This is a genomic window from Photobacterium damselae subsp. damselae (assembly GCF_038086725.1).
Lineage (GTDB): Bacteria > Pseudomonadota > Gammaproteobacteria > Enterobacterales > Vibrionaceae > Photobacterium > Photobacterium damselae.
In genome coordinates this window covers 2,507,783-2,531,296 of the sequence record NZ_CP146970.1, presented here as the reverse complement: position 1 = coordinate 2,531,296, position 23,514 = coordinate 2,507,783, and the positions used below count along the sequence as shown (strand labels likewise).

20 protein-coding genes and 7 tRNA genes are annotated in these 23,514 nt (G+C 40.4%); 12 read left to right on the top strand and 15 right to left on the bottom strand.

All coding sequences use genetic code 11. The annotated features are described in order from the left end of the window. Window positions 1-2: 2 nt before the first annotated feature. From WAX86_RS11245 to WAX86_RS11230, 4 genes are all read left to right on the top strand, one after another. Entirely contained in the window at window positions 3-383 is a 381-nt protein-coding gene (locus tag WAX86_RS11245) for a SirB2 family protein (RefSeq protein WP_044174795.1), read from the top strand. 41 nt (window positions 384-424) lie between these two features. Further along, window positions 425-1,234 carry a SirB1 family protein gene (locus tag WAX86_RS11240; RefSeq protein ID WP_044174797.1) on the top strand — a complete coding sequence of 270 codons (810 nt, stop codon included), beginning with the start codon at window positions 425-427 and terminating at the stop codon, window positions 1,232-1,234. Window positions 1,235-1,248: 14 nt separating this feature from the next. Continuing rightward, window positions 1,249-2,103: a 3-deoxy-8-phosphooctulonate synthase gene (gene kdsA, locus WAX86_RS11235; RefSeq protein ID WP_065171995.1), complete on the top strand. Its 855-nt coding sequence runs from the start codon at window positions 1,249-1,251 to the stop codon at window positions 2,101-2,103. Between the two features lie 297 nt (window positions 2,104-2,400). Further along, the gene (locus tag WAX86_RS11230) at window positions 2,401-3,654 is read left to right on the top strand and encodes an aromatic amino acid transport family protein (RefSeq protein WP_065171996.1); all 1,254 of its coding nucleotides are present in this window, start codon (window positions 2,401-2,403) and stop codon (window positions 3,652-3,654) included. 96 nt (window positions 3,655-3,750) lie between these two features. On the opposite strand, the gene WAX86_RS11225 is transcribed toward WAX86_RS11230, so the two are convergent. Further along, window positions 3,751-5,634: a methyl-accepting chemotaxis protein gene (locus WAX86_RS11225; protein ID WP_005298081.1), complete on the bottom strand. Its 1,884-nt coding sequence runs from the start codon at window positions 5,632-5,634 to the stop codon at window positions 3,751-3,753. 302 nt (window positions 5,635-5,936) lie between these two features. On the opposite strand from WAX86_RS11225, the gene WAX86_RS11220 reads away from it, so the two are divergent. The 4 genes from WAX86_RS11220 to WAX86_RS11205 all read left to right on the top strand — a co-directional run bounded on the left by WAX86_RS11220 (window position 5,937) and on the right by WAX86_RS11205 (window position 10,547). After that, window positions 5,937-7,295 carry a Na+/H+ antiporter NhaC family protein gene (locus WAX86_RS11220; protein WP_005298083.1) on the top strand — a complete coding sequence of 453 codons (1,359 nt, stop codon included), beginning with the start codon at window positions 5,937-5,939 and terminating at the stop codon, window positions 7,293-7,295. A 284-nt stretch (window positions 7,296-7,579) separates the two neighbouring features. Continuing rightward, window positions 7,580-9,247 (top strand): bifunctional UDP-sugar hydrolase/5'-nucleotidase UshA, encoded by a 1,668-nt coding sequence (ushA, locus tag WAX86_RS11215; RefSeq protein ID WP_036764845.1) that lies wholly within the window; start codon window positions 7,580-7,582, stop codon window positions 9,245-9,247. Between the two features lie 142 nt (window positions 9,248-9,389). After that, window positions 9,390-9,869, top strand: coding sequence for a Cys-tRNA(Pro) deacylase (gene ybaK / locus WAX86_RS11210; RefSeq protein ID WP_044174803.1), 480 nt, complete (start codon window positions 9,390-9,392; stop codon window positions 9,867-9,869). A 63-nt stretch (window positions 9,870-9,932) separates the two neighbouring features. Continuing rightward, a complete protein-coding gene (locus WAX86_RS11205; RefSeq protein WP_341488827.1) occupies window positions 9,933-10,547 on the top strand; it encodes a LysE family translocator in 615 nt (204 codons plus the stop codon). Window positions 10,548-10,621: 74 nt separating this feature from the next. Here WAX86_RS11205 and WAX86_RS11200 read toward each other — a convergent pair. From WAX86_RS11200 to WAX86_RS11170, 7 genes are all read right to left on the bottom strand, one after another. Beyond that, window positions 10,622-10,698: transfer RNA gene (locus WAX86_RS11200), tRNA-Pro, on the bottom strand. Between the two features lie 39 nt (window positions 10,699-10,737). Then, a tRNA-Pro gene (locus WAX86_RS11195) sits at window positions 10,738-10,814 on the bottom strand. Window positions 10,815-10,853: 39 nt separating this feature from the next. Further along, window positions 10,854-10,930 (bottom strand) — tRNA-Pro (locus WAX86_RS11190). A 39-nt stretch (window positions 10,931-10,969) separates the two neighbouring features. Further along, a tRNA-Pro gene (locus WAX86_RS11185) sits at window positions 10,970-11,046 on the bottom strand. Window positions 11,047-11,085: 39 nt separating this feature from the next. Continuing rightward, window positions 11,086-11,162 (bottom strand) — tRNA-Pro (locus tag WAX86_RS11180). A gap of 39 nt (window positions 11,163-11,201) precedes the next feature. Further along, window positions 11,202-11,278 (bottom strand) — tRNA-Pro (locus tag WAX86_RS11175). Between the two features lie 39 nt (window positions 11,279-11,317). Next, window positions 11,318-11,424: transfer RNA gene (locus WAX86_RS11170), tRNA-OTHER, on the bottom strand. 427 nt (window positions 11,425-11,851) lie between these two features. On the opposite strand from WAX86_RS11170, the gene smrA reads away from it, so the two are divergent. After that, window positions 11,852-12,433: a DNA endonuclease SmrA gene (gene smrA / locus WAX86_RS11165; RefSeq protein WP_005298091.1), complete on the top strand. Its 582-nt coding sequence runs from the start codon at window positions 11,852-11,854 to the stop codon at window positions 12,431-12,433. 171 nt (window positions 12,434-12,604) lie between these two features. Here the strand turns inward: smrA and WAX86_RS11160 are convergent, their stop codons facing one another. Beyond that, window positions 12,605-13,438, bottom strand: coding sequence for a TraB/GumN family protein (locus WAX86_RS11160; protein WP_188007760.1), 834 nt, complete (start codon window positions 13,436-13,438; stop codon window positions 12,605-12,607). 208 nt (window positions 13,439-13,646) lie between these two features. After that, the gene (locus tag WAX86_RS11155; protein ID WP_341488826.1) at window positions 13,647-16,556 is read right to left on the bottom strand and encodes a copper-translocating P-type ATPase; all 2,910 of its coding nucleotides are present in this window, start codon (window positions 16,554-16,556) and stop codon (window positions 13,647-13,649) included. 180 nt (window positions 16,557-16,736) lie between these two features. On the opposite strand from WAX86_RS11155, the gene cueR reads away from it, so the two are divergent. After that, complete coding sequence (gene cueR, locus WAX86_RS11150; protein WP_036763374.1) at window positions 16,737-17,132, top strand: Cu(I)-responsive transcriptional regulator; 396 nt, start codon at window positions 16,737-16,739, stop codon at window positions 17,130-17,132. Here the strand turns inward: cueR and WAX86_RS11145 are convergent. Then, window positions 17,129-17,566 carry a hypothetical protein gene (locus WAX86_RS11145; RefSeq protein WP_044174812.1) on the bottom strand — a complete coding sequence of 146 codons (438 nt, stop codon included), beginning with the start codon at window positions 17,564-17,566 and terminating at the stop codon, window positions 17,129-17,131. The genes cueR and WAX86_RS11145 overlap by 4 nt on opposite strands. Next, entirely contained in the window at window positions 17,553-18,218 is a 666-nt protein-coding gene (locus WAX86_RS11140) for a winged helix-turn-helix domain-containing protein (protein WP_044174814.1), read from the bottom strand. Before WAX86_RS11140 ends, WAX86_RS11145 begins: the two co-directional genes overlap by 14 nt. A gap of 671 nt (window positions 18,219-18,889) precedes the next feature. Here WAX86_RS11140 and WAX86_RS11135 point away from each other — a divergent pair. Continuing rightward, complete coding sequence (locus tag WAX86_RS11135; protein ID WP_068968995.1) at window positions 18,890-19,921, top strand: OmpA family protein; 1,032 nt, start codon at window positions 18,890-18,892, stop codon at window positions 19,919-19,921. Between the two features lie 187 nt (window positions 19,922-20,108). Beyond that, on the top strand, window positions 20,109-20,522 hold the full coding sequence (locus tag WAX86_RS11130) for an META domain-containing protein (RefSeq protein WP_044174818.1): 414 nt from the start codon (window positions 20,109-20,111) through the stop codon (window positions 20,520-20,522). Between the two features lie 67 nt (window positions 20,523-20,589). Here WAX86_RS11130 and WAX86_RS11125 read toward each other — a convergent pair whose 3' ends face one another. The 3 genes from WAX86_RS11125 to WAX86_RS11115 form a co-directional block, all read right to left on the bottom strand. Further along, window positions 20,590-21,444 (bottom strand): co-chaperone YbbN, encoded by an 855-nt coding sequence (locus WAX86_RS11125; RefSeq protein ID WP_065171661.1) that lies wholly within the window; start codon window positions 21,442-21,444, stop codon window positions 20,590-20,592. Window positions 21,445-21,717: 273 nt separating this feature from the next. After that, complete coding sequence (locus tag WAX86_RS11120) at window positions 21,718-22,542, bottom strand: SDR family NAD(P)-dependent oxidoreductase (protein ID WP_341488825.1); 825 nt, start codon at window positions 22,540-22,542, stop codon at window positions 21,718-21,720. A 16-nt stretch (window positions 22,543-22,558) separates the two neighbouring features. Beyond that, complete coding sequence (locus WAX86_RS11115) at window positions 22,559-23,467, bottom strand: TIGR01777 family oxidoreductase (protein WP_239974030.1); 909 nt, start codon at window positions 23,465-23,467, stop codon at window positions 22,559-22,561. Window positions 23,468-23,514: the final 47 nt, after the last annotated feature.

Genomic DNA, 23,514 nt, shown 5'->3' with positions numbered 1-23,514 from the left:
GTATGTATGAAGCAATGAAGCATCTGCACTTATTGGCAATTGCGCTGAGTGTTCTGCTATTAACCCTACGCTATATCTTACTGATGGCGAACTCATCACTACTGCAAAAGAAAGTATTGAAAGTGACCCCTCATGTCGTAGATACCATCTTGGTTGCTACAGGTGTTGCGCTAATTTTTATTACAGGATTTTATCCATTTACTCCGGGTAGTGAGTGGTTAACTCAGAAATTAAGTTGTGTTTTAGCCTACATTGCGTTGGGATATTTCACCTTGCATGTTGGTAAAAACAAAGTATTTAAAACCTTTGCATTTTTAGGTGCATTGGGATGGCTAGTATTGGCTGCAAAATTAGCAGTAACAAAAGTGCCACTCTTTGGTTAATACCAATTTACTCCTTTGGTATAAATAGAGGCAAATAAGAGATGTTGCAGTTTACAGAAGATGAATTGGAGCAAATGCCGCTAGTGGAAGGGGCAATCGAGATGACCTCTCGAATTGATCCGAGCTTTCCAGCTACTTGGGTTCATTTGCAGCTTGAGAATCTAGCAAAAGAAGCCGAGCATGAGCTGATGGAGGAAATTAATCCTCAGTTGCGCTTAGAAGGTTTATTGCGTTTGTTCTATCATCAATGGGGATTTTGCGGCGATCACCAGCAGTATTTTTCTTCTGACAATGTCTATTTAGATAAAGTGCTTGAACGCCGCAAAGGGATCCCTGTGACCTTGGGATCCATTTTTATTTATTTGGCACAAAGACTGGATTTACCTGTTGTAGGCGTTGGTTTTCCTACCCAGTTTGTAATGAAAGTAACATGGTATGATGGCGAGATTTTATTTATTAATCCATTTGATGGTGAATATGTAAGTCGTCATATTTTAAGCAGTTGGTTGATTGGTCACCGCGGTCCTTTCACTCAGCTTGATCCGGAATTTTTGGAAACGACAACGCATCAAGAAACGCTATATCGTTGGTTGACGGTATTTAAAAGTGCATTTCTTCGTGAAGAGCAGTTTATGACGGCATTAGCTTGTAGTGATTTAGCGTTATTGATCAATCCAGAAGACCCACATGAAATCCGAGATCGTGGTTATATCTACCAACAGCTAGATTGTTGTCATGCCGCTGCTGAAGATTACAGCTACTTTATTGAGCAGTGTCCTGAAGATCCGGCTGCTGATCTATTGAAATTACAGGTTCAGGCACTGAATGCTGAGCCGTTAACCCTGCACTAAAACGAGAAATGAATATGATGGAACAGAAAGTAGTTCGCGTTGGCGATATTGATGTTGCTAACGACAAGCCGTTTGTTTTGTTTGGCGGTATGAACGTACTTGAATCACGTGATCTTGCAATGAAGATCTGTGAACATTACGTTGAAGTGACCAATAAACTGGGTATTCCATACGTATTTAAAGCCTCTTTCGATAAAGCAAACCGTTCATCGGTTCATTCTTATCGTGGTCCTGGTATGGATGAAGGCCTTAAAATTTTCCAAGAGTTAAAAGACACTTTTGGCGTTAAAATCATTACTGATGTGCACGAACAATATCAAGCACAACCAGTTGCTGAAGTGGTTGATGTAATTCAGCTTCCTGCATTCTTGGCTCGTCAAACTGATTTAGTTGAGGCCATGGCAAAAACTGGCGCGGTAATTAACGTTAAAAAACCTCAGTTTATGAGCCCAAATCAAGTGGGTAATATTGTTGAGAAATTCGCAGAATGTGATAATCACAATATTATTCTTTGTGAGCGTGGTGTGGTACACGGTTACGATAATCTTGTGGTAGATATGCTAGGTTTTGATGTGATGAAAGAAGCATCAAAAGGTAGCCCAATTATTTTTGATGTTACCCATTCACTTCAGTGTCGTGATCCGCAAGGTGCCGCATCTGGCGGTCGTCGTGCTCAAACGGTTTCTCTTGCGTTATCGGGTATGGCAACAGGTATTGCTGGTCTATTTATGGAAGCGCACCCAGAACCAAACAATGCTCGTTGTGATGGTCCTTCTGCATTCCCTCTAGCACAACTAGAACCATTCTTGAAGCAAGTGAAGCAACTTGATGATCTAGTAAAAAGCTTTGAACACATCGAAATTAACTAATTTTATTGTGTATTGAACCATAACGGCCTTGAGTGAAAGCTTGAGGCCGTTTTTTATTGTTTGAAAAAGCATCGTTTGTATAAAAAAACAAAAATCATAAAATTTTGGTTTTTAATTCTAGTTTTATGCTTATTTTTTGGTTTTTAATTCTGCTTATTTAATTAATTGTAGTTACCATGCTAAATGGGTATCAGACTTTACGGTGATATGTTTGCCAGTCTACTTTTGAGATATTTTATTTCTAGTCGCATACTCACTCCCGAATTTTATTTCGTGTAAGAGAGTTTTATTGTGTCAATGTCCCAAGAGCTTCCCCTTGAGGTAAGTCGATCCCAATCAGTATGGAATAAAGCTGATACCAGCTGGATGCTCAGTTTATTTGGTACTGCGGTCGGTGCTGGTATTTTATTTTTACCTATTAATATCGGGGCTGGTGGCTTTTGGCCGTTAGTCGTTATGGCCTTAATTGCAGGTCCTATGACATTCTGGGCTCACCGTGGTTTAGCGCGCTTTGTTCTGTCTTCTGCGAAAAAAGACAGTGATTTCACCGATGTAGTAGAAGAACATTTTGGCGCAAAATCTGGACGTTTGATCTCTCTACTTTATTTCTTATCAATTTTTCCAATTCTATTGATTTATGGCGTTGGCTTAACTAACACAGTGGATAGCTTTATTGTGAATCAGCTTCATATGGCTGCCCCATCACGAGTGGTTCTATCCGGTGTGCTGGTTTTTGCAATGATTGCGGTAATGATGGCTGGTGAGAAGGTGATGTTAAAAGCCTTTGAAGTGATAGTGTACCCACTCGCTGCAATTTTGGCTGGCCTTTCTCTGTATCTAATTCCTTCTTGGACACTGCCTGATTTTTCTGTTGTGCCGACGACGAAAGATTTTATTTCATCGGTTTGGTTAGCTGTACCTGTCGTTGTTTTTGCGTTTAGTCATACGCCCGTAATTTCAGGTTTTGCCAATGCTCAACGCCGCCAATACGGTGAGCAAGGTTTCCAAAAGACCGAACAAATCTTAAAACGCACTTCAATTATGTTGTTGTCGTTTGTACTGTTCTTTGTTTTTTCCTGTGTCTTAAGTCTATCTCCTGACCAGTTACAACAAGCAAAGGCTCAGAATGTTTCTGTATTATCGTTTTTAGCTAACGTACACGATAATCACTTTATTGTTTTGCTTGGTCCATTCATTGCTTTTATTGCCATTACCTCTTCGTTTCTTGGCCACTTTATGGGAGCTCGCGAAAGCTTCAATGGTCTAGTACAAAAACAGACTTCATGGTCAGAGAAAAAAGTCGACCGTTTAGGCGTGGTATTGATGTTTTTCTCTATTTGGTTTGCTGCGGTAATGAACCCAAGCATTCTAGGTATGATGGAAGCGATCTCTGGACCGATTATTGCGATGATTCTCTTTATTATGCCAATGATTGCGGTTTATAAAGTGGATGCACTGAAACACTATCGTGGTAAATTCAGCACAATATTTATCTTGTTGATGGGAGCGTTAGCGGTTTCTGCTATTTTGTTCTCTATGGTAATTCAATAACCGTTACTGTCAGTAAATATATTGATTCAACACGATAAAAAAGGGCTTAGTATCTGCTAAGCCCTTTTATTTTAACTCTTATTTTTAACCATTATGTTAGAGTTTGAAGCGGTTTATCTCTTGTTGTAATTCAAATGACAACTGAGAGAGATCGGCCGCTTGTTTTGCAGCTTCATGTGCTTCGGTTGCTAACTCATTAGAGACATCACGAATGCCTTCTGTATTGCGGGTAATTTCGGAAGTCACAGATGATTGCTCTTCAGCTGCCGATGCAATTTGAGTTGCCATATCACTGATGTTAGTCACCGCTGCTGTAATTTGGTTTAAGCTCGCAGATGCTGAGTTAGCATCATCAACACTGGCTTCAGCAAGACGTCGACTGTCTTCCATAATACCGACAGCTTTACCTGTTGTTTGTTGCAGGGTTTCAATGGTTTGTTGAATTTCTTGAGTGGAGGCGTGAGTGCGTTGACTTAAAACTCGAACTTCATCAGCAACAACGGCAAAACCACGACCTTGTTCGCCAGCACGAGCAGCTTCTATCGCGGCGTTAAGCGCCAGTAGGTTAGTTTGCTCTGCAATACCTTGGATAGTCGCTAAGATAGAGTTAATGCTTTGGGCATGGCTGTTGAGCTCTTCAATAACAACTGTCGCAGTTTCAACTTCACTCGCAAGGCTGGAAATGGATTGCTGACTTTGGCCTACTTGAGTTGAGCCGTGATCTGAAACTTCAACTGTTTCACCTGCAGTTTGAGCCGTATTATCTGCATTACCTGCAATTTCTTGGGTAGCCGCTGCCATTTCATTAATTGCAGTTGCGACCATATTAATTTCATCTTGTTGATGTTGAATACGGCTACTGCGCTCTTCTGCTTGAGAAGCGGTAATATGAGCTTGCTGGGTTAGGGCAGAAGAGACATCATTTAGACGACTTACCATACCGTGCATATTGCCAACAAAGCGGTTGAAGTTATGAGCAAGCTGGCCGACTTCATCTTCACTATGAGGTTCAAGACGCTGAGTAAGGTCACCTTCACCATTTGCAATCTCTGCTAAGGCTTGAGAAACGCGAGCTAAATCTCTGAATAAATAATTCACAAGCAATGTGACAGCAATGATAACTGCTAATGTGATGATCACTGACGTAATGAGAAGTTGCGTTAAAGATGCGTAGTAGCTAGCTTCTTCTGTTGCTTGATCCAGTTCGACACCAAAAATCCAAGGTGTGTTTGGAACATTGGTAAAGTAAAGTAGCTTAGGTTGACCATCAATAGTGATGGTTTCAAATTGCTGATGATTAATTTGCTGTTCAACACTATTGATAGAAAGCTGAGAACTTAGCGCTGAAATCGGTTTTAGTAAGAGATCTTGATTGCTATTGGCGAGGAAAGTCCCGTTGTTGCGATCAATTAACATCGCACTGGCATTTTTACCTGCATCTAAGCTAATTACATCGTTAATTAACTGATCGATTAGCACATCCGCACCGACAATACCCAGCATTTGGCCATTATGGTGAACAGGTTCTGCAATAGTAACGAGTAGGGCATTAGTAATTGCATCACGATAGGCTGGGGTGATCAGCTGTTTATTTTCACTTTCAGCACTTTGATACCAAGGGCGGGTACGCGGATCGTAGTCTGCTCGATTACGTTCTGGGTGAGAGCGATACATTTTGCCTTCAGGAGTGCCAAAATAGATATCGTCAAATCCTCCAGCGTAGCGTGCCTGTTGTAGATAAGGAACAACATCAGGGGCGGTTGCAAAATGGTTAAAGGCACTAGCAATACTTTTTCGTATTTGAATCCAATCACGAATACCCGATGTTGCTGCATTAGTTAGACTTTCAACTCGAGAATGAATCCCTTGTTGGGTTTGTTCAGAGAGGCGGTTTGCAGCAAGCCAGGTTAAAGAGGTTGCCATTAAGATAAGCGCAATCAAACTTGAGCCTATCAATTTTTGCTTGAGGGTTAACTTCATTGTTGTGTTCTCAATCAGCAAGAAAAACGAGAGTGCCGATTTTATAGGCAAAAAGAATAAATGGCGAGGGATTCCGCTTATTGTATGATTAAATTTAACTAAATGATTTGAAAGATGTTTTTAATGACATATTTTTCGCTTTGGTGTCAAAAAAATAACACCATATAGGAATAATTAGAAACACGAATAAAATACGCTAGAGCTATTATTTTAGCGGTATAGACGTCTACTGTTGACAGCTATAGTGCATGCCTTTAGTCTTAGTTCACACTTATAATTATTTCGATGTCCAGTAGTCATCTATGTCAAACACAACACAACAAAATGAAACGAGCCCAGCCCCGTCCCTGCTGGCATTGTTACCTCTTGGGATATTCTTAGCCTTATTTATTGGTGTAGGTAGTTACCTCACAATGCAGGGCGTTGATTTTGCTTTTTATCAATTGCCTGCTCCTGTTGCAGCATTACCTGCGGTTATTGTGGCGATTTTATTAAGTAAAGAAAAACTCAATAAAGCCATTGAGCAATTTATCCGTGGTGTTGGCCATGGCGATATTATTGCGATGTGTATGATCTACCTTCTAGCTGGTGCTTTTGCTGCAGTGGCAAAGGCGACAGGTGGGGTAGATGCAACTGTAAACTTTGGTCTGTCGATGCTTCCTGCTGAGCTCATTTTACCTGGCATTTTTATTATCTCAGCATTTATCGCAACCGCTATGGGTACATCTATGGGAACCATTGCCGCTGTTGCTCCCGTTGCTCTTGGCATTGCACAAGCGGCTGATATGGATGTGGCATTAACGGCTGGCGTGGTATTAAGTGGCGCTATGTTTGGTGATAACTTATCGATCATCTCAGATACCACCATTGCTGCTACACGTTCTCAGGGTTGTCAGATGAAGGATAAATTCCGTGAAAATATTAAGATTGCTCTACCTGCAGCGATTGTTGCACTGGTTGTGTTTGCAGCAAGCAGCAATAGCTCTGAAGTGCCTGCAACTGAAGCGATTGAATGGTTAAAAGTACTACCGTATGTGACCATTTTAGTATTGGCTGTTGCTGGGGTGAACGTTTTTGTCGTGCTGAGCTTAGGGATTTTATTAGCCGGTGGTGTCGGTCTCTTTAGTGAGCCAAGCTATCATTTAGGCAACTTTGCAAAAGATATCTATGCTGGTTTTGGTAATATGCAGGAGATCTTTTTACTTTCTATGCTGATTGGTGGTATGGGGGAGATGATGCGTCGCCAAGGTGGCTTAGCGTATCTGACTCAATTGATTAGCCGTATTATTCGAGTATTTAGTAAAAAGCACTCAGCAAATGAGAATCTACGTGCTAGTGAATTTGGTATTGCCGGTCTTGTAAGTTTAACGAACTGTTGTACTGCTAATAATACGGTTGCCATTATTGTTTCTGGTAGTGTGGCGCGTGAATTAGCTGATGAAAATGGGGTAACGCCAAGACGTGCAGCAAGTTTATTAGATATATTCTCATGTGTTATTCAAGGGTTACTTCCATATGGAGCTCAGGCGTTATTGTTAGGCTCGGTATTTAAGTTGTCGCCTCTAGAGGTTGTAGCGCACTCTTATTACTGTATTTTCCTTGCGGTTGCTGCAGTGGTCGCTATTTTGTTAAAGCACTCTAGCCGTATCAATAAAGCGTAATGTGATCTGGTTCAAAACAATCTATTGATATTATTATAAGCCTCGGTTTTGCCGAGGCTTTTTTGTGGTATTCATCATCTTTTTTTAATGACCTATAAGCATTAAAGTGATCTTTCCAACAGATTTGTGAAAACCTACCGCAACCGTTTTCTATTTCCTCTAAACTGTGCCCACTTTTAATTGCCATGTTTTGCTTTTATCTCGCACAACAGGCTCATTTTTGTGTCTTTGCATATTAACGGGATGTGTAAAGAAGGATTTTGAACACAATGAAGGTGGATATCATGAAGCAACGCCTATTTGCAAAAACAGCATTAAGTGCACTTTTACTGGCTGCGTTATCCGGTTGTGCTAGCCAAGCTGACCAACCTGGGTGGGATGCGGATAAAACTTATCGCTTTACGGTATTGCATACCAATGATCACCATGGCCGTTTTTGGCAAAACAATAATGGCGAATATGGTATGGCCGCACGTAAGACTCTACTAGATAAGTTGCGTGCTGAAATTAAGGCTGAGGGTGGTACTTCACTTTTATTATCTGGTGGTGATATCAACACCGGTGTTCCAGAATCTGACCTTCAAGATGCCGAGCCTGATTTTAAGGGTATGAACCTATTGGGTTATGATGCTATGGCGCTTGGTAACCACGAGTTCGATAATCCTTTAGACGTATTGCGTAAGCAAGAAGCATGGGCCAATTTCCCAATGCTATCTGCTAACATTTACGATAAAAAAACAGGGAAGCGCCTATTCCAGCCATACCAAATTTTCACTCAGCAAGGGCTTAAAATTGCGGTTATTGGTTTGACAACAGAAGATACAGCGAAGATTGGTAACCCGGAATATATTGGTGAGATAGAGTTTCGCGATCCTAAAGTAGAAGCAAAAAAAGTTATCGCAGAACTTAAGAAGACAGAGAACCCAGACATTATTATTGCCGCAACACACATGGGCCATTATGAAGATGGTAAGCGTGGTGTTAACGCTCCTGGCGATGTGGCTCTAGCTCGTTTCCTACCTTCTGGTGAACTGGATATGATTGTGGGTGGTCACTCCCAAGAACCTGTTTGTATGGAAGCGAAAAACGTCAGTGATAAAAACTATCAGCCAGGTGAAAAGTGTACTCCAGACCAGCAGAATGGAACTTGGATTGTTCAAGCTCACGAATGGGGTAAATATGTAGGTCGCGCCGATTTTGAGTTTAAAAACGGTGAGTTGAATATGGTCAGCTATGATCTGATTCCTGTGAACTTGAAAAAGAAAGTAACACTTGCTGATGGCTCTAAACAGCGTGTCTTTATTCAGCCAGAAATCGCGCAAAACCAAGAAGTGCTTAAATTCTTAACACCATATCAAGATAAGGGTCAAGAGCAGTTAAATATTAAGATTGCAGAGTCTAACGGTAAGCTAGAAGGTGATCGTAATGTTGTTCGTTTTGAGCAGACAAACCTTGGTCGTTTAATTGCTGCAGCACATATGGAGCGTGCAAAAGCTGATTTTGCTGTGATGAACTCAGGCGGTGTGCGTGACTCGATTCCTGCAGGTAACATCACTTATAAAGATGTACTGACCGTTCAGCCGTTTGGAAACATTGTGACTTATGTTGATATGACAGGTAACGAAGTACTTGATTACTTAAATGTTGTAGCAACTAAGCCTGTAGATTCTGGCGCTTATGCCCAATTCTATGGTGTGTCTATGGTTGTTGAGAACAACAAAGTTCATGATGTGAAGATTGGTGGTAAAGCATTAAATCCAACAGCGACCTATCGCTTTACAATTCCAAGCTTTAACGCTGCTGGCGGCGATGGTTATCCAAAAATCGCGGATCATGCAGGATATGTAAATACTGGCTTTGTTGATGCTGAAGTACTAAAAGAGTATCTGCATAAACACAGTCCTATTGATGTTAACAAGTTCGCACCAAAAGGTGAGATTGTTTATAAATAAGCAATCATTACTATTAAAAAACGGCCTGATATGGGCCGTTTTTTGTTTTTAGGGTTTTGTCTTACAAATATGCGGTATATAGTTTAGTTTTTATGATCAGACTATCTGATCGTGTAATACAAATTTAGCAAGAGTAGTGACTATGACTCCGGCAATTAAGCTAGCGAAAAAACACGGTATTAAGTACGACGTCCATCAGTATGAACATGATCCATCCAATACTAACTTTGGTCACGAAGCGGCTGAGGTATTAGGTATTGATCCTGACCGAGTGTTTAAGACGCTGTTATTTTCCTTAAATGGTGATGCAAAAAATCTGGCTGTTGCCGTTGTGCCTGTTTCTGGCATGCTTGATCTTAAGGCGGCTGCAAAAGCTGCTGGTGGTAAAAAAGCTGAAATGGCCGATCCTAAATTGGCAGAAAAAGTAACGGGTTATATTGTCGGTGGTATAAGCCCTTTGGGTCAGAAAAAGCGTCTACCAACTTTTGTGGATGCCGGGGCTGAACAATTTGAGACTATTTTTGTAAGTGCTGGCCGCCGTGGATTAGATATTGAATTAGCGGCAAAAGACTTGGTTTCCTTAACAAATGGTAAGTTTGCACCGATTGGCAAAGTGGATTAATGCCAACTAATAACGCTATTAAGAAGCTAATTAATCAATACATACAGGGATGTAGGTGATACCGTGACAATAACAATTTGGTTTTCATTATTTTTTGTTTGCTTATTGGGGGCGATGTCTCCTGGGCCTAGCTTAGCTGTTGTGGTAAAGCATACATTGGCTGGGGGAAGACAGCACGGAATTATTACTTCTTGGGCTCATGCTTGTGGTGTTGGCTGTTATGCGGTGATGACGCTATTAGGATTGGCTGTAGTACTGAAGCAATCACCACAAGTATTTACCTTAATTACTTATCTAGGTGCGGGTTATTTAGCGTATCTTGGTATCAACGCGTTAAGATCTAAGGGGGGGATTGCTGCAAAATTACAAGCAGGAAAGCACTCTTCATTAGGTGAAGCAGCACGAGATGGTGCGATGATATCGTTACTAAATCCTAAGCTTGCGCTCTTTTTTATCGCGCTTTTTAGTCAATTTGTATCCGTTGGAAATGATTGGAGTGCAAAGGCAACTATTGTTTTAACGCCTTTAATTGTCGATGGCCTTTGGTATACCTTAATTGCGTTAGTTCTCTCTCATGCCAATATTTTGGACAAACTAAAGAGTAGGGCGAAGATTATTGATCAACTGTCAGGGGTAGTGTTGATTCTACTCGCCTTAAGAGTGGTTATTACGGTTTAGAATCGAAATGGTAGATTTCTAATTTTTAACAGATAATAAAAAAGCCTTGTCTTTCGACAAGGCTTCCTAATAAGTGGTCGGTGAAGAGGGATTCGAACCCCCGACCCTCTGGTCCCAAACCAGATGCGCTACCAAACTGCGCTATTCACCGACTGTAAGTAACGGTAATAAATACCACTACTTGAAATAGTGGTCGGTGAAGAGGGATTCGAACCCCCGACCCTCTGGTCCCAAACCAGATGCGCTACCAAACTGCGCTATTCACCGACTGTAAGTAACGGTAATAAATACCACTACTTGAAATAGTGGTCGGTGAAGAGGGATTCGAACCCCCGACCCTCTGGTCCCAAACCAGATGCGCTACCAAACTGCGCTATTCACCGACTGTAAGTAACGGTAATAAATACCACTACTTGAAATAGTGGTCGGTGAAGAGGGATTCGAACCCCCGACCCTCTGGTCCCAAACCAGATGCGCTACCAAACTGCGCTATTCACCGACTGTAAGTAACGGTAATAAATACCACTACTTGAAATAGTGGTCGGTGAAGAGGGATTCGAACCCCCGACCCTCTGGTCCCAAACCAGATGCGCTACCAAACTGCGCTATTCACCGACTGTAAGCAACGGTAATAAATACCACTACCTGAAATAGTGGTCGGTGAAGAGGGATTCGAACCCCCGACCCTCTGGTCCCAAACCAGATGCGCTACCAAACTGCGCTATTCACCGACTGTAAGCAACGGTAATAAATACCACTACTTGAAATAGTGGTCGGTGAAGAGGCTATTGCTTTTAGATAGATCAGGAACTCCCGACCCTCTGGTCCGCTGTTTACCGAAGAGCAGAGATGCTCAACCAAACTGCGCTATTCACCGACTTTGTTTCGACTCTATCGTGTCGAGGTCGACTATAATACTCAGCATTTTTCGTAACGCAAGAGCTATACAGTATTTTCTGCGGTATTTTTTTATGAAATTGAATCCATTGCTCGTCATTCGATCAACTCCTAGCAATTTTAATCAATCTCAGTAGCTCAATAGTAGCATTAGCAACAACTTAGATACATTTGTCACACATTAACCACTCTGCTTGCGGTTAATTATTAATCATAATTCTGGCCTAAATGGTCAGTAGAATATTGGTAAAATGCATTTTCAGTATATTTCACGTCTACTAAATAAGATTAAAAAGCAAATTGTGGTTATATATGCAGCAAAGTCTATTTGTTAAAAATGAAAAGATAGCCGCAAGCCTAGTTCAATTTTATAATTAACATATCGCTTGATGAACTCGTGAAGTGTTATGTCAGATAATAATGAATTGGATCTCTTTCGAGAGATGATGGCGGATGTCTCGCCAATAAAACAAGACACAGTAGAAGTCACTAATAAATTCAATGTAACTGATGCGCAATTAGCTCGACAGTTAGCAGCTCAAACTCTATCTGACAGTGATCCTGAATATCTTTCAATTGATTATGCCAAGATGGTTAAACCTGACGATATGTTAGAGTTTAAGAGAGATGGTGTGCAAGAAGGGGTCATTCGAAAGTTAAGACTTGGCAAATATGAAATTCAAGCTCGATTAGACCTTCACCGAAAGACATTGAAAGAAGCACGAGAAGAGGTATTAAAGTTCTTAAAGCAATGTCAGCGGCTTGATATCCGCAGTGTCTTAATTGTTCATGGCAAAGGTGAGAGATCTAATCCACCTGCATTAATGAAAAGCTACTTAGCAACATGGCTTGAGCAAATTAGTGATGTAATGGGATACCACTCGGCTCTTCGTCAACATGGTGGCTGTGGTGCTGTATATGTAATGTTAAAGAAAAGCCCAGAGAAAAAACTCGATAATCGAGAACGACATCTTGCTCGTCGTAGTTGATTGTAATCAAAAAGCTTCGTCAAATGATGAAGCTTTTTGATAACTAATATATTGCTTGTTTTTTTATTTCGGAGAAAACTCGCTTACTCGCTTACTCGCTTACTCGCTTACTCGCTTACTCGCTTACTCGCTTACTCGCTTACTCGCTTACTCGCTTACTCGCTTACTCGCTTACTCGCTTACTCGCTTAACGATAAATCCTTCTTTCGCTAATAAAGCAGGAACTCCCTTGTCACCAAGCAAGTGAAATGCGCCGACCACCACTAAATAATTACCCGCAGGATACTGTTTTGGATCGCTTAAAATATGGGCCCATTGCTTATTCCTGCCAAATATTAATTGTTCATCACTTTGATCATCAAACTGACTATTAGTAAAAAGCTGATTGAGCTTTGTTTGATCACCGGTTTGCCAAGCGGTAATTAAATCTGCCATATCTTGCTTTAGTTGTTCCCAATTGGTGACTGTTTCTTGCAACATAGGAGTCCCATGCTCAGGAAGGTTTGCGAGTAGGGCAAACTGTTGTTCAACACCTTCAAGCTCTTTTATTGGTAACTTATCGTGTTGAGCTTTTAATAGTAGTTGATAATCCACACCTTGTTGCGGATCTAAACCTAATTGATTTGTCAGTGCCATTTGTAAATTAATGGCAGATAACCAAGGTGGCATCGCCAATAGATGGGAATAGGGTAGCGAAAGGGTATCACTAATAACTTTTAACTGTTCTTGCTGCTTAGGCGTTAACTGTTGCTCGGTTGTTGGGCCTGATAAATCTGGTTTTACCTCAGTTGATGACAAGATATTTGCTTCAACAATCAGAGCATTAGCGCTAGACCAATGTTCCATAAACTCAGAAGGAAGAGGATAAAAGGTTTTCTTACCTGCATGAATGGAGCCTAAGAAGTAAAAATTCACATCCCCTTTTTGTGCTTGCCATACAAGGGGGGCACTTAATGCAGAAAAAGAGAGAAATGGTAATAACAGAGCATAAATATATTTTCGCATTAAGTTTTATCCTATGAAGGTTAGAAAATTACCATAGCGAACTTTTAGCTAAAGAAAAAGGTGCAGACATTTATTCTCTGCACCTTTGATATTAAATCAGATTATGACTCGCTATAATTTTAGGTATGATTAACGCGCTTTAGGATGTAACCAAAACCACCACACAATCAAACCAATAGCGGCAACACCAAATAGAAAACACATATTATTAGTCCTTATGTTGAGGTTTGAACAGACGTAAGCGGTTTGCGTTGGTCACAACCGTAATTGACGATAACGCCATAGCTGCACCTGCAATCACAGGGCTAAGTAGGGTTCCTGTAATTGGGTATAAAATACCAGCAGCAACTGGGATACCTAGGCTGTTATAGACAAAGGCACCAAACAAGTTTTCTTTCATGTTCTTAAGGGTTGCTTTTGATAGCTCTAACGCATCAGCTACAGCATGTAACGAATGACGCATTAAGGTAAATTGAGCACTTTCAATAGCGACATCACTACCACTACCCATTGCGATACCAACTTCTGCTCGAGCTAGAGCCGGAGCATCGTTAATGCCATCACCAACCATGGCGACTTTGTGGCCTTGTTGTTGCAATTTGGCTACTTGTTCCGCTTTTCCGTCTGGCAGAACCCCTGCAATTACGGTTTCAATTCCCACTTTTTTCGCAATAGCTTGAGCGGTAACTTCAGTATCACCCGTTAGCATCACCACATTCAGTCCCATTTTCTGCATACGAGCAACTGCCGTAATGGAGTCTTCGCGAAGTGGGTCACTGATAGCGAGAATTCCGACTAATGTGTTATCAACTGCCACATAAATAGGGGTTGCACCTTGTGATGCAATCTCAGTTGTTTGCTCTTGATAATGAGCCACATCAATACTGTGCTCTGCCATTAAACGAGCATTACCTAAACTGATGTTTGTTTGGTTTACATCCCCTGAAACCCCAAAGCCTGGGCGAGCGGTAAAATTAATGGGTTTTGTTAATGTTAGCTGTTTCTCTTTTGCTGCATCTAAAATCGCAATCGCAAGAGGGTGTTCAGAACCTTGTTCTAAGCTTGCTGCTAGCTGGATAATTTGCTCATCGTTTAAGTTAGCTAAAGCTATGGTTTGAGTAAGAGCAGGTTTACCCTCGGTTAAGGTTCCGGTTTTATCTAATACAACAGTATCAACATCGGCTGCTAACTGCATTGCTTCTGCATCTCGGATCAAGATCCCCATTTCAGCAGCTCGGCCAACCCCAACGGTTACAGACATTGGCGTTGCTAATCCTAAAGCACAAGGACAAGCAATGATAAGAACCGTTGTCGCTGCTACTAACATATAAATAGATGAGGGAGCAGGGCCAAAATAGTACCAAACCATAGCGGTGACGATAGCAATGATCATGACAGATGGTACAAAGATCGAAGAGATCTTATCGGCTAATCGAGCTAACGCTGGTTTACTGCTTTGAGCTTGACGAACTAATTGAATAATACGCGATAACATCGTATTAGCACCAATCTGCTCGGCTTTAAACAGTATGCTACCATGTTGGTTAATGGTACCAGCATGAACCTTTTCTCCTGCCGTTTTATTCGCAGGAATCGGTTCTCCTGTTAACATCGATTCATCAATATAACTTTGGCCGTTTAAAACAATGCCGTCAACAGGCACCTTAGCTCCTGGATGAAGGCGCAATGTCATGCCTTCTGTCACATCGCTTAATGGACGTTCAACTTCAACCCCATTTTCAACAATGATGGCGGTTTGAGGCTGCAAATCTATAAGACGCTCTAATGCTTTTGAAGTCTGGCTACGAGCACGAGATTCTAAAGCGTGACCCAATGTAATTAAACCTAAGATCATCGCTGAGGCTTCAAAATAAACATGACGCGCCGCAGGTGGGAATACGTTAGGCATAATGACGATCAACATCGAGAAAATCCACGCAGCACCTGTACCAAGGGCAACTAAAGTATCCATAGTGGCACGATGGTGAAGAAACGCTTTCCATGCATTTATATAGAAGTGCTTACCAACAGTACAAAGTAGCCATAATGTAATTAATCCAATGATACCCCAGCTAATTTGGCTGCTGGTTGAGTTAATCATCATATTTCCACCAAAAACACCCCACGCCATAAGTGGAATACCTACAACCAGTGCAGTAATAGAGTTTTTAATGTGAGTTTTATAGGTTTGACTGTTTTGCTCTTGTTGGCGAGCACGGCGTTCGTCTTCATTTTCACTTAGCTCTGCACCGTATCCTGCTTGTTCAACAGCATGGATGATAGCTTGAGTTTGACCATCGCCACTAACAAGTGCAGTTCTCTCTGCTAAATTGACGTTTACAGACTCTACCCCGGTAACACTAGCGATTGCTTTCTCTACTGAAGCCACACAACTAGCACACGTCATCCCAGATAACAGAAATTGCTGAGTTGTGGCAATACTCTGTTTATTCTCAGTAGGCTGTGATACTTCTTCTGTTATTACAACCCCTTCAACTGGCTGAGTGTCTTGTAGCTCAGTTAAACTGGCTTGATAGCCTGCATCGGTAACAATAGTAAGCAATTGCTCCGCATTGAGATTTGATGAAACAACAGCATGTTTTGTCTCTATTTCAAGAACAGAAACAGATTGAGCTTCAAAAGCGGCTTTGAGTTTTGCGACACATTTACCACAGGAAAGTCCTGATAAATATAACGTTATTGTCGTTGGTTCGGATTCATCTAGAAGAGAGTCTGAAGCATCTAGAGCTTGATAACCGAGACTATCAATTAACTCGATAAGTGACTGCTTACTTATTGCCCCTGTTACATCAAGGCTTGCGGTACTTACTTGATAACTTACAACATCACTTCGTGCTTTAAGCGCGGCTTCCACTTTAGCAACGCAATGACCACAAGAAAGACCTTGTAAGGAAAATTGATAATGATAACCCACGTTATAGCCTAACTCTTCGATGATAGAAAACAGACTAGAAAGTGGGGCATCACTGCTAACATCAATATGATCGGTATCAATATCATGAATGACGGTGTTAGGTAAGGTTTCAATAGCCGCACGGATCTTTTTAACGCATCCCATGCAACGTACATTTTGCATTGGTAGATCAAATCTAGACATAGCATGACCTTAAATAAGATTATTCAACTGTATGTAGAATAAACCTTCCATCAAGGGGAAGGTCAATATTTATTTTTATGAGGTATATTTTATTGAGATGACGAGAGAAAGTCGAAGTTTGATACTAATCATAAAATGAATTAAGGTTTAAAAAGATTCCAGATACAGAAAGGTTGCACTGTGAATATTAGTGATATTGCAAAAAAAACTGACTTAACAACAAAAACCATTCGCTTTTATGAAGATAAGGGCATTATTACTCCCCCTATGCGAGCTGATAATGGTTATCGCTATTATAATGATGGGCACTTAGCTGAACTGTTATTGATAAAACGCTCTCGCTTAGTGGGATTTTCCTTAGAAGAGTGTCGTGAGCTATTGGCGCTGTCTCGCGATCCTAATCGACGTAGTGCTGATGTAAAACAAAAAGCTATCGCCAAATTGAAAGATATCGATCATAAGATCAGTGAGTTAATTCAAATGAAACATACCCTGGAAACACTCACTAAGCAGTGCCCAGGGAATGAGCATTCATGTTGCCCTATTATTGAAGGGTTGAGTAATGAAAAGCTTTAATGTTCAGAATCACCTAGTGACAATTTTCCTTTATAAGGAACAATCAGCAGTTGGTTTTTAGGTCGATTGGAGTAGAACATTACCTCATTATTGCCAAAGTGAGAGATTTTAGCTTGGCGCCAAAACCGTCGATTGGCATTATTAACGCTATCAATAGACGCATTGGTGATCTCTTTCGTATGGTCTTCATGATTGGTAATTAATAGTCCTGCATTACCAAAGGCGTAGAAATAGAGACCTTTTAGTACAATATAGCCATTTCCCTTCTCTGGGTCCGGGTAATCAATAAGTGTATATTGCCCAAACTTACAACTGCCAAAACGCTCATGACCTGGAATCTTATACTCAAGGTTAAAATCACATCCCATGCCATTTATCAATGGGTAGAGAAATAGTAAGCCTATAACTACTAATAGAATTTTAGTTTTGCGCATGAATCTTACCCATCATATCAATGTATAGCGTGCCGTCTTTATCTTTTGGTAATTGCCCTGGTTTTAACAATTCGATGTTGCCACACACTTTTTGATTTTCAAATGCAACGCAGGGTGGTGTTTGCCAACTACTGAGCCATAACAATACCCATAATACAGCGAATACTGAAAGAATGGCTGTACAAGATCTTTGCCAGTTAACTTTGTGCTTGTTTCTACATTCTCCTTGAAGCAACGACTCTTTTGGAATATTAGCTTCAGTTTTGACATCTAAAATGCTTGGTTGAGACACATCAACGGCCTCAAGAGTTTCCTGAGATAATTCTTCTTCATTGATGGTCTGTTGTTGCTTTACAAAGGTGTTTTTGGCAACAGTGAACCCTGCGCCTTTGATGGTAATGATGATTTCATTTTTTGTTTTAAACGCCTTTCGAAGATTAGCGATCGCAACATTTAAAGAGTTGGGCACGACAATTTTTTCTGGCCACCCAATGTCTAATAATGTTTCTCTACTGACTATCTCACCACTGTTATCGATGAGGTATTGTAAAATCTTTGTTTCACTGGCGCTTAATTTTGTTGTTATATCGTCGGCAGTATAAGCACTCTTTTGTGGTTCAAAAAGGTCATTGCCATGTTTATAGGTGATCATATTTTGCTATCCGCATAGAGCTAATTGCCTGCGCAAACAGCGCAGTGTATCCAATAGAGCATATTTAAGACGTTAGAGTCATCATCATATAAGAACGTGCTTTGTATGAGTTCAATCACATTTTATGTCTTTATAAGTTCAATTCCTAGTCACTAAAATAAAGTGATGTTTATTTTTATCATAAATCCTACCAAAAAATTTATTTTGGGAAGAGATGTAAAAATCTTATGAATGTAAAATTGTGTTAGTTTCTTGACTTGAATTTAACGTGAAGATTAACTCAGAACAATAGGATTTTAGCCAAGGTAAAGGAATTTCTCTACGCGTAAAGTGTCTGTAATTAATTGTTTTTGATTGGTTTTTATTTTTATTTATCTTTTGTTTATTATGTTTTTATATCTTTCGGAAGATAAATTTAATTCATAAATTAGTGCTTGCTTTGAGTAGAGATTAAAAGAGGGTTTTTCAGAAGTCATTTTTTTGGCGTTACTAAAAAAAACTCAATTAATTGTGAACATAGTTTTTTATTATTTGCTTTTGAGTGACGTTAATCACACAATGTATCTCGTTCCTGACATACGCCGTTCTGCGATACACACAAAAAAATACAGTACGCACATAAAAAGAACGGACAATTAGAAAAGTTCAAGCAATACGCATTGGAGTTAACAATGAAATTGAAATCTCTATCTCTATCTGTACTAGCTGCACTATCTCTAGGTGTTGCAACTTCTGCAATGGCAGCTGACGCAACTGCAACTGATGCAAACACTGTAGCAACTAAATCTGCTGCAACTGGTCACTGGTACTCAGGTGAAGGCCATGGCTGGTGGATCGGTGGTGCACTAGGTATGGGTTACGTTGGTAACAACGATGAAGGCGTATTTGGTGGCGAAACTAACGCTCCTAGCGTTAAACTAGACGCTGGTTACGACTTCAACCAATATGTTGGTGTTTACGGTAGCTACGACTTCATGTATGACCTAGGTAACGCTGATATGCACATCGGTACTCTAGGTATTAAAGGTAACCTACCTCTAACTCAGAAACTATCTGCGTTTGGTAAAGTTGGTGCTTCTTACATCTTCGCTGACAACAATGAGTCAGGTCACGAAGCATGGGATAACCTAGGTCACCTACATTCAGACAGCTTCTCTGCAACTGCAGGTCTAGGTCTGTCTTACCAGATCACTAACGCGCTATCTACTCAAGTAGGTGCAGATTACTACCAGAACCTTGATACAACTAAAGGTCACGCAGATCTAACTCAAGCTTACTGGGGTATGACTTACAAGTTCGGTCAACCTGTAGCTCCTGCAGTTATCACTAACGAAGTTGAAGTAGTTAAAGAAGTAGCTGTTCAAACTGCAACTCGTTCTACTTACGTTCTACCATACCAAAATGGTCAAACTAAGCTAAACGACTACGGCCGTTACAACCTAAACGAAGTTGTTGCAACAATGAATGCTAACCCAGAAGTTACTGCACAAATCGTAGGTCGTACAGACTCTGTTGGTTCTAAAGCAATCAACGAGAAAGTATCTAACGCACGTGCTCAAGGTGTTGCTGAGTACCTAGAAGCGAACGGTATCGACGCATCTCGTCTAACTGTTTCTTCTGTTGCTAACAACGATCCACTAGTTGCTGGTAATTCTAACGGCGCTAACCTAATCGAGCGTTCAGTTCAAATCATCCTTAAGTAATTTAAGGTTGTCTCTTTACTAACTTTGTTTAGTAAGTCTTAACAATGCCGGTGGCCATTAAAAACCACCGGCATTATTTTTGAAATTTTCTTCCTTAGTCTTTTTTTAGCCATTTTATGTGATGGCGGGCTAAACTCGTTTGAATATTAAGCGATTAAGGAAGTAGATTTTGAGAGGGAAAGTAGCAATGAAATATATTAAAGTTCTTATTCTGGCCTTACTAAGTACTACATTAGTCGGTTGTTTTTCTAATCAACAACTCAATGAATCAACTAAATTTGTTGGCGACTGGACATTAAAAGGTGGAGTGAACTTACCTGGTATTACCAAGCGTCAACCCAATATCGTTATTGAAAATGACATGACAGTCTCTGGTTTTACTGGCTGTAATACATTTAAAGGTAAATTAAATTCTGTAAATGGCCAAAGCACGAATTTCACTTTACCAGCAGTAACGCGCAAGATGTGTTTACCAGAGTTAATTACGCAAGAAAATAATATGTTGAATATTTTGCGTAGTGCAACGAGTATTGAGTTGATTAACCATACTTTGGTTATAGATTCAGGTGATAAGTTCTTAGTCTTTGAAAAAACAAACTAAAATAAAAAATATAGCTCAATAAAAAAGCTTCCTTGTGGAAGCTTTTTTATTATCTATTTAAAAGAGATTAGTACAGTAGGGCGTAAAGTTGGCGACGATAACGAGATGCTAATGTGTTGCCTTGTCCTAGTGCAGCAAGAAGATCAAGCATGGATTTTTTGGCTTGACCATCGGCAAAATTTAGATCCTTTTTTAGAATTGATAGTAGAATCTCTAAAGCTTCTTCATGACGATTAGCCTGACTGTATTGGATCGCTAGCTCATAACCTACCTCAAAATTATTAGGTTCTAACTGCCATTTTTGTTCAAGCTCTCGAATTTCTGGTGAATCTGCAGCCTCTTTATGAAGTTCAAGTTTAGCCAGTAGTCCTTTGTACTTAGCATCCTGATCTTGCATTGGGATCTGATTTAATATTTCTTCGGCTTCATTAAATTGCGCCGTTTCAAGTAAGCATTCGGCAATAGCTAGATTAACAATATTGTCTTGAGGAAATTGAGGAGCAAGTTGACGTAAGGTCGGTAAGGCCTGTAGATAGTCTTTTTGATCAACTAATGATAAAGCGCGCTTTAATGCTAATTCTTCAGGACTCGGTAAATATTTGCCTAACATTTCACGCAGACTTTGCTCTGTTTGAGGCCCAGCTGAACCATCAACAGGTTGACCATTCTTAAATACAGCAACAGTAGGAAGGCCTCGTACACCAAATTGACCTGCTACCATAGGTTGACGCTCACAATCTAGTGTCGCAAGTGTCATCAGTTGAGGATAATCTTGACTGATTTGTTCAAGAGTACGATTAACTTCTACGGTTTCAGGCATTGAGGGAGCCCAAAAGCTGATCACAACCACAGAGCTCATGGATTGTTCGAGGACTTGCTGTAAGTTCTGTTCGGTAATTTCAATAACAGATGAGCTATTCATAGAGGTATTCCATTCTTAAGGTAGATACTTAATATATGGGGATCAAACCTAGCGAATCAAGTTGGATAACTAAAACTGAGAAGCCCAAAGAGAGGATCTTTGGGCTTATAAATCAGTTAGTAAAAGTGAGCATAAGAGCTAGTGTTACACAGACGCAAAGTAGATTAATTTGGCGCAATGTCATTTATACACCTAAAAAGTAATCGGGGATTATCTATTTACCTTATCTACTCTATAGTGGTTGTGTGACACAATTATGACGAGAGCTGAGTATTAATGACTTTTACTCACTATTTTATCTAACAACTGACTTGGCAAAACTCGACGTAAAAAAGCAAAAATATAGGTTGGTTGGGTAACAAAATATCGTGCTTTAGGTTGCTTTGCTTCGATGATAGAAATTAAGCGTTGATAAACCGCATCAGGCTGTAGTGTGAAGCGATTAGACGGAGAAGGGTTCGCTAACCGTTCCAGAGTTTGTTGATATGAGTGTTTGTGGCGAGAGTGCTCAATATTGATGTAGCGTTCAAAATAACGTTTTGCGGTCGCGCGAAATTGGCTTTCAATAGGTCCAGGTTCAATTAAAGATATGTGAATAGGAGTATCTGCCAACTCTAATCGTAAAGTATCGGTATAACCTTCAATGGCAAATTTGCTGGCGTTATAAGCTCCACGATATTTCATTGCGACTAAACCCAATACTGAGCTATTTTGCACAATCTTACCGCTTTTTTGTTTGAGCATTTGGCTAATGGTTAGGCGAGTTAAGGTGTGCCAACCGAAAAAATTAGTGGCAAATTGTTCTTTTAACGCTTCGGTAGGGAGATCTTCTAACGCTCCTGGTTGACCATAAGCGGCATTATTAAAAAGAATATCTATGTTGCCATTAAGTAATGCTAATGCCTGAGCAAATCCTTTCTCGATTGATGTATCATCACTCATTTCCATATTGACGGTCGATATACCAAGCTGTTGTAGCGCTTTATGATCGTATTCCGTTCGGCAGGTTGCAACGACATGATGTCCTGCTTGGTGCAATTGTTTAGCGCAATAAAACCCAATTCCTGAGCTGCAGCCTGTGATTAGTATTGAAAGCATCTGTATTGACTCTATTTTAATGTTGTTGTGCCAAAGTATGTTCTAAAGCTGGCTGCAATGTAGGATAAACAAAATGAAACCCAGCTTGAATAAGGTGTTCTGGATAAATATTTTGGCTATCAAGTAATAAGCTGGAAGACTGACCTAGAACCGTTTTTAGCAACCAAGCAGGAGTTGTCAGCAAATGCGGGCGTTTAACGACATGAGCTAAGGTTTTACTAAATTCTTGGTTGGTAACTGGGTTTGGGGCTGTAAAATTAAAGACCCCATTTAAATCTTGATGATTAAGTAGATATAAGATGCCTTTTACCATGTCATTAAGATGAATCCATGGAAAATATTGTTGTCCACTTCCCAGCTTTCCGCCTAATCCTAATTGATAAGCGGGAAGCATTTTTGCTAAAGCGCCGCCATGTTTGGCTAATACAATACCTGTTCTTAATAGACAAACTCGCGTCTGCTCAGATTGTGCTTGATGGGCTATTTTTTCCCAGCGCATACACACGTGTTGGGCAAAGTCATCAGGATGAGTCAAATATTCTGATTCCTCTGTGATTTGTTCAGGCCCAGTATTGCCATAAATTCCAACGGCTGAACCACTAATAAAGGTATGAGGCGGATTGCTTCCAGCTTTTATTTTATCGACTAAAGATTGTGTTAAAGCCCAGCGACTTCGACAAATAAGCTCCTTTTGACTGGCAGTCCATCGCTTATTCATAATAGGTTCGCCCGCTAGATTAATAACGGCATCGAACTGATCTAAATTCTCATAACTCTCTAAGTTTTCAATTATCTTAATGTGATGTCCTAGTGAGTCATAAGCTTTTAAAGGAGAGCGGCTAAGGACAGTAATCTGATTATGAGATAAATGTCGCAGCAGGGCTTTTCCGATAAACCCTGTTCCACCCGTGACTAATATGTTCATCATACTCTTCTCTCCCTAACATTTTGCTGAGTATAAAATTGTCTTGT